The sequence below is a fragment of the Pseudomonas sp. BAV 4579 genome (assembly GCF_009765395.1).
Classification (GTDB): domain Bacteria; phylum Pseudomonadota; class Gammaproteobacteria; order Pseudomonadales; family Pseudomonadaceae; genus Chryseomonas; species Chryseomonas aestiva.
Map to the genome: position 1 here is coordinate 1 of NZ_WHOV01000154.1, position 11,214 is coordinate 11,214.

General features: G+C 69.0%; 9 protein-coding genes and 1 pseudogene. 4 read left to right on the forward strand and 6 right to left on the reverse strand.

Annotated features, from left to right (window positions below):
- Positions 1-255: 255 nt before the first annotated feature.
- Positions 256-1,137 carry an alpha/beta fold hydrolase gene (locus GSQ95_RS23000; protein ID WP_158894101.1) on the reverse strand — a complete coding sequence of 294 codons (882 nt, stop codon included), beginning with the start codon at positions 1,135-1,137 and terminating at the stop codon, positions 256-258.
- Positions 1,134-2,024, reverse strand: a complete 891-nt coding sequence (locus GSQ95_RS23005; protein WP_158894098.1) for an alpha/beta fold hydrolase — start codon at positions 2,022-2,024, stop codon at positions 1,134-1,136. The genes GSQ95_RS23000 and GSQ95_RS23005 overlap by 4 nt, the downstream gene beginning before the upstream one ends.
- 117 nt (positions 2,025-2,141) lie before the next feature.
- On the opposite strand from GSQ95_RS23005, the gene GSQ95_RS23010 reads away from it, so the two are divergent.
- Both GSQ95_RS23010 and GSQ95_RS23015 read left to right on the forward strand, forming a co-directional pair.
- Positions 2,142-2,519 carry a MerR family transcriptional regulator gene (locus GSQ95_RS23010; RefSeq protein WP_158894096.1) on the forward strand — a complete coding sequence of 126 codons (378 nt, stop codon included), beginning with the start codon at positions 2,142-2,144 and terminating at the stop codon, positions 2,517-2,519.
- Positions 2,520-2,613: 94 nt separating this feature from the next.
- Positions 2,614-3,495, forward strand: a complete 882-nt coding sequence (locus tag GSQ95_RS23015; protein ID WP_158894094.1) for a hypothetical protein — start codon at positions 2,614-2,616, stop codon at positions 3,493-3,495.
- A 185-nt stretch (positions 3,496-3,680) separates the two neighbouring features.
- Here GSQ95_RS23015 and glsB read toward each other — a convergent pair whose 3' ends face one another.
- The 3 genes from glsB to GSQ95_RS23030 all read right to left on the reverse strand — a co-directional run bounded on the left by glsB (position 3,681) and on the right by GSQ95_RS23030 (position 6,636).
- Positions 3,681-4,595 (reverse strand): glutaminase B, encoded by a 915-nt coding sequence (gene glsB / locus GSQ95_RS23020; RefSeq protein WP_158894103.1) that lies wholly within the window; start codon positions 4,593-4,595, stop codon positions 3,681-3,683.
- Positions 4,596-4,671: 76 nt separating this feature from the next.
- Complete coding sequence (locus GSQ95_RS23025) at positions 4,672-5,988, reverse strand: ATP-binding protein (protein WP_158894092.1); 1,317 nt, start codon at positions 5,986-5,988, stop codon at positions 4,672-4,674.
- A complete protein-coding gene (locus GSQ95_RS23030; protein ID WP_218580222.1) occupies positions 5,989-6,636 on the reverse strand; it encodes a response regulator transcription factor in 648 nt (215 codons plus the stop codon).
- A gap of 118 nt (positions 6,637-6,754) precedes the next feature.
- Here GSQ95_RS23030 and GSQ95_RS23035 point away from each other — a divergent pair, with 118 nt between their 5' ends.
- Positions 6,755-7,906, forward strand: a complete 1,152-nt coding sequence (locus GSQ95_RS23035; RefSeq protein WP_158894088.1) for an efflux RND transporter periplasmic adaptor subunit — start codon at positions 6,755-6,757, stop codon at positions 7,904-7,906.
- A complete protein-coding gene (locus GSQ95_RS23040) occupies positions 7,906-11,004 on the forward strand; it encodes a multidrug efflux RND transporter permease subunit (protein ID WP_158894086.1) in 3,099 nt (1,032 codons plus the stop codon). Before GSQ95_RS23035 ends, GSQ95_RS23040 begins: the two co-directional genes overlap by 1 nt.
- Positions 11,005-11,006: 2 nt before the next feature.
- Here the strand turns inward: GSQ95_RS23040 and GSQ95_RS23045 are convergent.
- Positions 11,007-11,214, reverse strand: a pseudogene (locus GSQ95_RS23045) (MFS transporter); the annotation flags it as partial.

Below are 11,214 nucleotides of genomic sequence, written 5' to 3' on the forward strand. Positions count from 1 at the left end.
GGCTTTTTGCTGTCTGCAGGGTCGGATTTCAAGGCCCGCTGGGTAGGTAACAGAAGAAGAGTTCCGAAACCCTTTCGAGACAGCTCCTAGTGTGTTGCGTTCACCGGTTGAATCCACAGTCGATTGCTGTCATTGGCTCGCTCCGGTTTTGGTATTTTCAGAATTTCGCAACGGTTTCGGAAACCGACAAAAGGCCTTGCGACGGCGCACACCTACTCGTGCTCCGTACCGCCGCCGCTGAATAGACGCATTCGCTCAGCGCTTACCTTCGAGAAAGGGTCGTAGGACGGCCAGTACTTCCTGTGGTGACTCCTCCGGTTGCAGATGCCCACCGGGCACAGCGCACCCGCGCACGTCGAGCGCCCACCGACGCCAGATGGCCAAGGGCGATTCACCCCCTTGCTGCTCAGGCCAGAGCACCAGCAGCGGACAGCCCAGGCGCTTGCCCTGGGCCTGGTCGGCAAGATCGTCCGCCGGGTCCTCTTCGGCACCGGCGCGATAGTCCTCGCAGATGGCGCGACGCACCGTGGGATCGCGAAAGGCCTGGCGATAGGCGGCCAGGGCAAGGGGTTCGACCCGTTCCAGACCGCCGGCCATGCGCGCCAGGGCCTGGTCGAGAAAGGCATCGGGATCGACTGCCAGCAGCCGTTCGGGCAGATCAGCCGGCTGGGCGAGAAAGGTCCAATGGAAGTTCGCCAGCCCCCGCCTGAAGTCGAAGGCCTGCCAGACCTCCGGTGTGGGCACCACGGTGAGCGAGGCGTAGCGCTCGATCCGCGCGGGATGATCCAGCGCCAGGCGGTAGCCGACCCGGGCGCCGCGATCATGGCCGACCACGGCGAAGCGTTGCAGGCCAAGCGCGTCCATCAACTCGATCAAGGCGGCCGCCACGCGCCGCTTGGTCCAACGCGAGCGGTCGTCATGCTGGCGGCTGGCGCCGTAGCCCGGCAGATCGGGCACCACGACGCGATGGTCCCGGGCCAGTACCGGGGCGATGTAGCGCCAGGCCAGATGGGTCTGGGGATAGCCGTGCAGCAGCAGGACCGCCGGGCCCTGGCCGCCGATCATGCCCTTGAAGCAGGCTGACGCCGTGTCCAGGTGCAGCCGAGTGAAGCCGGGAAAAAGGCAGGGATCGGTCATGGCTGGGAGCGCTCCAGGCGGTCGACGAAGGCGGCGAGGTCACGATTGAAACGGGGCGCCTCTTCCAGGAAGGGCGCATGCCCGGACGCGGCATAGCGGGTCGCTTCGAGGCGCGGATTGAGTGCCCGGGCCCGGGCGATGGATGCCTCGGGATGGACCAGCGCGTCCTTTTCACCATAGAGCAACCAGAGCGGCACGCGCACCCGGCCTAACCCCTGGACGGCCGCGACGTCCTGATCCTGGACGGCGCTCTGCATGTCCCAGGAGGCCATGGCGGCATTCGCGTAGAGCCGTTGGAACAACGCCGGCGCTGGTGGTGTGGCGAAACACAGGGCGAGAAAGGTACGGATCGCGTCCAGGTGGGTGCGCAGATCGGGCGAGACCAGGTCCCGATAGACTTCGGGGTGCGGCACGATCTGCGCGGAGGACAACTCGATGACCCCGTCCACATAGACGACGCCGGCCAGGTCGGCATCGCCATAGGCGGCCAGGTAGTTGGTGATCACCGTGGCGCCCAGCGACCAGCCCACCAGCACCGGCCGCCGGGCCCCGGTGGCGGCGATGACCGTGGCCAGGTCGTCGGCCCAGCGGCGCCCCTCGCGGTACGGTGCGGCACCGGCCGGCTTACCCGACAGGCCGTGGCCGCGGACGTCGTAGGTAATCAGGCGGAAGCGACTCAGTAGGGGGCTGGCGAGCTGGGCTTCCCAATTCAGCCGGCTGCCCAGCAGGCCATGGATGAAGATGATGGGTGCGCCGTGGGGATCGCCCTGTTCCTGGACGGCCAGAGACACGCCGTCGGGAGCGGTGATTTGCCACTCTCGGGCTTGGGCCGCAAGTCTGATGAGACTCAACAACAGGATCGACGACAGCAGGCGCAGGGTACTCATGGCAAGTCTCCGGGAAGGGGGACCGCCAGTTTCGAGGCTGACACCAATGTGAGGGTCAAGCCCCTGCCGGCCATGCGATAGTGGTGACCTTCCGCTCTCCCGCTTCGGACCCTTGTCATGACTGCATCCCCGCCTTCGCTGAGCATCGGTCAGCTCGCCACCGCCACCGGGGTCAGCGTGCGCTCGCTACGTCACTACGAGGCCCAGGGCCTGCTGGTGGCGAGTCGCGGCGCCAATGGCTATCGCCACTTCCCCGTCAGCGCCGTGGCCCAGGTCCGGCAGTTGCAACGGCTGCTCGGCGCCGGCTTCAGCCTGGCGGAGATCCGCGGCTTTCCCGACTGCATGCGCCTGATCGAGGGCGCCCAGGCCTGTCCGGAAACCTCGGCGGCCCAGCGCGAGCGATTGCAGACGCTGGAGCGGCAGATCGGGGAATTGGAAAGCCGGCGCGCCCGCCTGCTCGCGATGTTGCGCGACAGCGAAGCGTCTCAGGCCTGAGCGAGCCTGGCAGGAACCGCGCGTTAGCTCACCCGGTCCGAACCTTGGGTCGGCCAGGCCAGTACGGTGCGGGCACCCTGCCGAGGAAGACCTCATGCGTGTGCCCCTGATCACCGCGCTAGTCGCCGGCGGGCTGCTGTCCACTGGCGACGCCACCGCCGCACCGCGCAGCGTGCCCTCCATCGAAAGCGAAGACGCCGCCCTGGGCAGCGTGGAGGTCAGCGAAAACTCCGGGCGCTTCCATCCGCAACTGGGCATGGACGTGCGCAACGGCGACTTCTCCCGCGGCAACTACGATGACGACGCGGCCAGCCTCGACCGCATCCCCTTGCACCTGCAGGCGGGCTTCGCGCTGGATCTGCACCAGGGAAGCGACGGCGTGGCCGATGCCTGGCTGGTGTTCAGCAGCAGCAATGGCCTGCACAGCCCGTCCAGCGAGGAACGGGTCAGCCCGCGGCGCTGGTACGAGAGCAACAACCTGGTAGGCCTGGTGGTGTCACCGGCCGAGGGCCTGAGGATCGGCTTCGTCTATACGGTGAAGAGCAGCCCCAACGACGTCGCCGCCACCACTCAGGAAGCCAGCCTGACCCTGGCCTACCAGGCCGAGTCGGGCCTGGGCGCCTGGCGTCCGGGGCTGGCGGTAACCACCCGCACCCAGGGTGACAGCGGTCTCTACACCCAGGGCAGCCTGGAACCCGGCCTGGATCTCTCGACCAGCGGCCTGCGCCTGAGCTTCCCCAGTGCCCTCGGGGTGGGCTGGAACGGCTTCTATGGACCGGACTCTGGCGATCGCCTCTATGCCCGCACCGGCCTGGCCCTGGAACAGCCCTTTCGCTGGGGCGAGACACGCTGGAGCGCTCGCGCCGAAGCCCTGGCGCTCTATCGCGACGGCGCCCTGCGCGACCTGAGCGGTCCGCAGGGCGAGACCGACGGTGTGGTGCCCCAGGTGACCTTCAGCCTGTCCATGGCCTATTAGAAGCTGTTCACGATCTCGCGAGCTAGAGCCAAACAAGGCCTAGGCGGCCCCGCGAAACGGCCTGAGGAAGCGGACCGGGCTCGCGCTCGAGTTCATGCGTCGTAAATGAGCATTCCGGCGGGGCTGGCCTTCCAGGGGCTTTACAACGCCGTCTGGCCAACGCGCAGCAGATCGTGAATAGCTTCTTAGCCCAGCGGCGCCACGCCCAGCCCTTCCACCAGGGTCTCCAGGGCACGCAGGCCGGCGACCGAGTTGCCGTAGCTGTCCAGCCGGGGCGACCAGACGCAGATGCTCATCTGCCCGGGCACGATGGCGACGATGCCACCCCCTACCCCGCTCTTGCCCGGCAGGCCGACGCGCCAGGCGAAGTCGCCGGCCGCATCGTAGAGGCCGCAGGTCAGCAGCAGGGCGTTGAGCTGGCGGGTCTGCTGGGGCGTCACCACGGCCTGGCCATCCTGGGGATTGACTCCGCCGTTGGCGAGAAAGGCGAAGGCGCGGGCCACGTCGACGCAGCTCATGGCCAGGGCGCAGCCGTGGAAATAGACGTCGAGGACGTCATCGACCTCGCTATGGAGATTGCCGTAGGCCTTCATCAGATAGGCCAGGGCGGCGTTGCGCGCCTTGTGGTCCATCTCCGAGCGAGCCACGCGGTCGTCGAAGTTGATCGCCGGATTGCCGGCCAGGCGCCGCGCCTGCTCGCGCATCATCCAGTGGATCGACATGATGCGCGACACCAGCAGTTCGCAGACCTGCACGGCGCCGGCGTTGATGAAGGGATTGCGCGGCACGCCCTTCTCTTCTTCCAGCTGCGCCATGGAGTTGAAGGCATGGCCGGAGGGCTCGCGGCCGACGCGGGTCCAGATGTCCGCCTCGTCCAGGCGCTGCATGGCGATCACCAGGTTGAGCACCTTGGAGATGGACTGGATGGAAAAGGCTGTGTCGGCCGCCCCGGCGCGCCAGACCTGCCCCTTGACGTCGCAGACGGCGATGCCGAACTGATCCGGCGCCACCTCGGCCAGGGCCGGGATGTAGTCGGCCACCGCGCCTTCGCCGAAATGGCGTGGCGCGGCGGCGGCGATACGGTCGAGCAGGGGTTGCAGCGGCTGGCGGTCGAAGGGCTCTGCCATGACGATTCCGAAACGGGCGGGGGCGCCAAGTGTAGGGGTCGCGGCGGTCTCAGGCGAGCCCCAGGCGCGGCTGCAGCGGCAGGCGGATCTCGAACCGGGCGCCTCCCCCGGCGCCGGTGCTCAGGTCCAGGCGCCCCCCCTGGTTTTCCACCGCGCGCCGGCTGATGGCCAGACCCAGGCCGAAGCCGCCGGTGGCGCGGTCGCGACTGCGATCCAGGCGGTAGAAGGGTTCGAAGACCCGTTCGCGTTCCGCCGCGGGAATGCCTTCGCCGTCGTCCTCGATCGCGATCAGCAGCTCTTCGCCGTTGCCGCGGACCGTTATCCAGACCTCGCGCTGGCAATAACGCAGGGCATTGCCGAGCAGATTCTGTAGGGCGCGGGCGGTGAGGCGAGGCGCCAGCTCGACTCGCCTGGGTGCCCGCGTCACGTCCAGATGCACCGCGACGCCGCGGCGCTCCTGCTCCTCGGCGAAGTCGGCCAGCACGCTGTCGAGAAAGGCTTCGAGTTCCAGATTCAGGCGTTCGGGCGGCTGCTGGCTGCTCTGCAGGCGGGCGAAGGACAGCAATTCGTCGACCAGGGCATCCAGTTCGCGGACGTGGCGCACCAGTTGCTCCAGCTGGCGCTGGGTCTCGGCAGGCAGCGGATCGGCCTGCAGCAGCGCCAGGCCGAATTCCAGGCGTGACAGCGGCGTGCGCAATTCGTGGGAGACGGCGTTGAGCAGGTCGCGCTGCTGGACGATCAGCGCCTCCAGTTCCTGGGCCATGTCATCGAAGGCCCGCGCCACCTCGCCAATGTCCGAGCGCGGCGAGATGGCCGTGCGCTCGCCCAGATGGCCCTTGCCCAGCCGCGCCGCGGTACGCCGCAGCCGTTCCAGGTCACGCCAGTGCGGTCTCAGCCAGACATAGAGACAGACCAGCAGCGCCGCGCCGATCAGGGCGTTCATGGCCCAGTAGGTCAGGGCGATGTCGGTGGGCGCCTCGGGGATGCCGACCCAGAGCACCTGGTCTGCCGGCAGCGGCACCAGGGCCGCGCTGGGCTCGCCATAGTCGCCGAGGCGCACCCGCCGCTGGCCGGCGGCCAGATCGGCGCGCTCCTCCGGACTGAGGGCTGGATCCCCAACCGGGACCAGACGCAGGCTGATGGGCGCCAGCTCCGCGGCCAACTCCTCCTGCAGGGCTGGCCAGCGCGCCGGCGGCGCCTGGTTGAAGGTGCGCTGCACCAGGCTGAGCGGGCCATGCAGTTGTTCGAGGGTATAGCGACTGTAGCGCTCGTAGAACACCTGCAGCAGCGCCTCGGGCACCAGGTAGCTGGCGGCACCGTAGGTCACCAGCAGGATGAGGTAGAGGCGGACGAGGATCTTGAGCATCTATTCCCACTCGGCCCGGGAGAGCAGATAACCCTTGCCCCAGACGGTCTTGATCCGTCGGGCTTCGCCAGGATGCTCCTCGAAACGCCGGCGCAGCTTGGAGATGGCCACATCCACCGAACGGTCGACGCCGTTGAATTCGATGCCGCGCAATTGCTGGATCAGCTGGTCGCGCCACCAGACCTGGCGTTCGCCCGGCAGCAGCTGCAGATGACCGATCGTCAGGCGGTCATCGGCGGGCGCCTCGACCAGCTGGCAGCGGCGCAGCAGGGTGCGGATGCGTGCCAGCAGCACCCGCGGTTCGCAGGGCTTGCTGACGTAGTCATCGGCGCCGATCTCCAGCCCCAGCACCTGGTCGTGGCTGTCGTCCAGGGCGGTGAGCATCAGGATCGGCAGGCTCGGCTGGATCGCGCGCAGCTGGCGACAGACCTGCAGGCCGTCCAGTCCGGGCAGCATGACGTCGAGCACCACCAGCTGTGGGCGCAGTCGCTGCACCGCGGCCAGGGCTTCGTCGCCGCGACCGATCACCGTCACGGCATAGCCCTGGCGGCCCAGGTAGGTGGCGATGAGCTCGGCCAGGGCGGTGTCGTCTTCGACGATGAGCAAGGGGATCACGGCAGGTCTTCGTGGCGGGAAAGTGCCGAGCATAGCCGAGCCCCGGGCGGGCGGGCGCCGGGCTTAACACTCTTTCACAAGAGACCTACAGACGTTTACAGGGAGGCCCAGGCGGGACGCCTACCATGACGCTCTCCTGGAGGAAGCCCCGATGTCCCTGTCCCGCCCTGCCCTCGGCAGCCTCGTGCTGCTCTGCCTGCTGCTCGCCGCCTGCGACCGTCCGGCCCCGGACGCCGCCACCCCGCCCGCGCCCAGGGTACAGGTGGAGACACTGCACCCTGGGCCGCTGGCCATCGCCAGTGAACTCAGTGGCCGCCTGGTGGCGCCACGGACCGCCGAGGTGCGGGCACGGGTCGCCGGCATCGTGCTGCAGCGGGTGTTTCGCGAGGGCAGCGAGGTCGAGGCCGGCGAGGTGCTGTTCCGTATCGATCCGGCGCCGCTGCAGGCCGAGGTGGACAGCGCCGCGGCCGCCCTGCGCAAGGCCGAGGCCAGCGCCTTCCAGGCCCGCCGGCTGGCCGAGCGCTATGCGGCGCTGGTGGAGAGCGAGGCGATCAGTCGTCAGGCGCAGGACGATGCCCGCGGTGCCAGCCTGCAGGCGCAGGCCGAGGTGGCAGCGGCCCGGGCAGCGCTCAAGCGGGCGCAGCTGAACCTGGGCTATGCCACGGTCAAAGCGCCCATCGCCGGGCGCATCGGCAAGGCGCTGGTCAGCGAAGGCGCCCTGGTCGGCCAGGGCGATGCCACGCCCCTGGCGATCATCCAGCAACTGGACCCCATCCATGCCGATGTCACCCAGTCGACCCGCCAGCTCAAGACCCTGCGCGATGCGCTGCGGGACGGTCGTCTGCAGCAGGTGGCGCCGGATCAGGCCCGGGTCACCCTGTTGCAGGAGGACGGCAGCCCCTACCCCGAGAGCGGCCGCCTGCTGTTCGCCGATCTGGCGGTGGACGCCAGCACCGGGCAGATCACCCTGCGCAGCCAGTTTCCCAATCCGCGGCGCGACCTCCTCCCGGGCAGCTTCGTGCGGGTACGCCTGGAGCAGGCGCGCCTCGACCAGGGCCTGAGCGTGGCGCAGCGGGCGGTGCAACGCAGCGTCGCTGGTGGGGCCCAGGTCTGGGTGGTGGACGCCGAAAACAAAGTTGCCCTGCGCGAGGTGCGCCTGGGCCCGGTGGTCGAAGGGCGCTGGGTGGTGGAGTCCGGTCTCGCCGCCGGTGAGCGGGTGTTGCTCTCCGGTCTGCAACAGGCGCAGCCGGGCCTGGTGGTGGAGCCTGAAGAAGCCCAGGCCACCGCGGCGGAGGTGCGCTGATGGCCAGCTTCTTCATCGACCGCCCGGTGTTCGCCTGGGTGGTGGCGCTGTTCATCCTGCTCGCCGGCCTGCTGGCCCTGCCGCAGTTGCCGGTGGCCCAGTATCCCAATGTGGCGCCGCCGCAGATCGAGCTGACCCTGAGCTATCCGGGCGCCTCGCCGCAGACCCTCGACGAGAGCGTGGTCAGCCTGGTCGAGCAGGAGCTCAATGGCGTCAACCATCTGCTCTACTTTTCCTCCAGCAGCAGCCAGGGCAGCGCCACCCTGACCGTGACCTTCCAGCCCGGCACCGATCCGGAGCTGGCCAAGGTGGACATCCAGAATCGCCTCAAGGTGGTGGAGCCGCGCCTGCCGCGCGCGGTCACCCAGCAGGGCATCCAGATCGAGGAGACCTCCGCCGGCTATCTGCTGTTCGTCACCCTTACCGCCACCGATGAGCGCCTCGACACCACCGCCCTGAGCGACTATCTGGCGCGCAACGTGGTCAACGAACTGCGCCGCCTGGACGGGGTGGGCAAGGCCCAGCTGTTCGGCGCCGAGCACGCCCTGCGCGTCTGGCTCGATCCCAGTCGCCTGGTGGCGGTCGGCCTGACCCCGGCCGACGTGACCCGCGCCATCGCCGAGCAGAACGTCCAGGTGGCGGCCGGCAGCCTTGGCGAATTGCCCGCTCCCGCTGGCCAGGAGCTGAGCGCGCCGGTATTGATCAAGGGCCAGTTGAGCGACCCGGCGGAGTTCGCCGGCATCCTGCTGCGCGCCGGGGCCGATGGCTCCAGCGTGACCCTGGGCGACGTGGCCCGGGTCGAGGTGGGCAGCCAGAGCTACACCTTCGGCACGCGGCTGGACGGCAAGCCTTCGGTGGCGGTCGGGGTGCAGCTGGCACCCACCGCCAACGCCCTGGCCACCGCCAAGGCGGTGCGCGCCAAGCTGGCCGAGCTGTCCCGGTATTTTCCGCCGGGGATGAAATACGACATCCCCTACGACACGGCGCCCTTCGTCGAGATCTCCATCACCCAGGTCATCCATACCCTGCTGGAGGCCATGGCGCTGGTGTTCGCGGTGATGTACCTGTTCCTGCAGAATCTGCGCTACACCCTGATCCCGACCCTGGTGGTGCCGGTGGCCCTGCTGGGCACCTGCGCCGTGCTCCTGGCGCTGGGCTATTCGATCAATGTGCTGACCCTGTTCGGCATGGTGCTGGCCATCGGCATCCTGGTGGACGACGCCATCGTGGTGGTGGAGAACGTCGAGCGACTGATGGCCAGCGAGGGTCTCGACCCACGCGCCGCCACGCGCAAGGCCATGGGCGAGATCTCCGGCGCCATCGTCGGCATCACCCTGGTGCTCACCGCGGTCTTCGTGCCCATGGCCTTCATGAGCGGTTCGGTGGGCGTCATCTATCGCCAGTTCTCGGCGTCCATGGCGGTGGCCATCCTGCTTTCCGCCTTTCTCGCCCTGAGTCTGACCCCGGCGCTGTGCGCCACCCTGCTCAAGCCGATTCCCCAGGGTACCCATGCCCGCGGCGGCTTCTTTGGCGCCTTCAACCGGGGCTTCGAGCGCCTGACCGCCGGCTTCGAAGGCTGGGTGGCCCGCGCCATCCGCCGGCTGCTGCCCAATCTCCTGCTGTTCGCCGTCCTGCTGGTGGCCCTGGTGGCGCTCTATGGCCGCCTGCCCGGCGCCTTTCTGCCTACCGAGGACCAGGGCTATCTGATCACCGACATCCAGCTGCCGCCCGGCGCCACCCAGGAACGCACTCTCAAGGTGCTCGAGCGCCTGGAACGCCATTACGCCGCCGAACCCGGGGTGGCCAACGACCTCGTGCTGCTCGGCTTCAGCTTTTCCGGCAGCGGCCAGAACGCCGCCCTGGCGTTCACCACCCTCAAGGACTGGTCCGCCCGCGGCCCGACCGACTCCGCTGCGGCCATCGCCGAGCGCGCCAACGCCGCCCTGGCCGGCGAAAGCGAAGCCCAGGGCTTCGCCGTGCTGCCGCCGCCGGTGGAAGGCCTGGGCACCTCCAGCGGTTTCGAGGTGCGCCTGCAGGACAGGTCCAATCGCGGCCAGGCGGCGCTCAAGGCGGCGCGGGACGAGTTGCAGGCCCGGCTGGCGGGCAATCCGATCATCGCCTACGTGCGGGAGACCGCCCTGGCCGACAGCGCCCAGGTGCAGCTGGTGGTGGATCGCCGCCAGGCCGCCGCCCTGGGGGTTGGCTTCGCCGCCCTCGGCGAGACCCTGGGCACTGCCCTGGGCTCCAGCTATGTCAACGACTTCCCCAATCGCGGCCGGATGCAGCAGGTGACCGTGCAGGCCGAACTTGGCAGCCGCAGCCAGGTGGACGACCTGCTGCGCCTGGAGGTACGCAACGAGCGCGGGCGCATGGTGCCGCTATCCACCTTCGTCAGCGCCGACTGGACCCAGGGCCCGGCGCAGCTGTCGCGCTACAACGGCTATCCCGCCATCAGCCTGGCCGGCGAGCCGCTGCCCGGTCACACCACCGGCGAGGCCATGGCCGAACTGGAGCGCCTGGCCGCCGAGTTGCCCCGGGGTTTCGCCTTGGAATGGACGGCGCTGTCGCTGCAGGAACGCCTCTCCGCTGGCCAGGCACCGGTGCTGCTGGGGCTGTCGCTGCTGGTGGTGTTCCTCTGCCTGGCGGCGCTCTATGAAAGCTGGTCGATTCCCACCGCGGTATTGCTGGTGGTGCCCCTGGGCGTGCTCGGCGCGGTGCTGGCGGTGACCCTGAGGGGGATGCCCAACGACGTCTTCTTCAAGGTCGGCCTGATCACGGTGATCGGTCTCACGGCGAAGAACGCCATCCTGCTCATCGAATTCGCCAAGCGCCTGCACGATGGCGGTCTGGACCTCTACCAGGCCACCTGTCGCGCCGCCCGGCTGCGCCTGCGACCCATCGTCATGACCTCGCTGGCCTTCATTCTCGGGGTGGTGCCCCTGGCCCTGGCCACCGGTGCCAGCTCGGCGAGCCAGCAGGCGGTGGGCACCGGGGTGATCGGCGGCATGCTCAGCGCCACCTTGGCGCTGATCTTCGTGCCGGTGTTCTTCGTGCTGGTGCTGCGGCTGGTCCGGCGCTGGCGGGCGCCGGAACGCTAGCCTCAGGCGTTGCGGGGGCGCTCGTCGCCCAGCAGCGCGGCATCCTCGACCGGCGCGGGCTCCGGCTGGCGGGCGCCGATCTTGTCCGAGGTCCGCAAACTCTGCGGCAACGCCCAGAACATCAGGCCGGCGGCCAGCAGACTGGTGCAGCCGATGAGATAGAGGGCCGGGGTGGTGCTGCCGGTCATGTCCTTGATGTAGCCCACCATC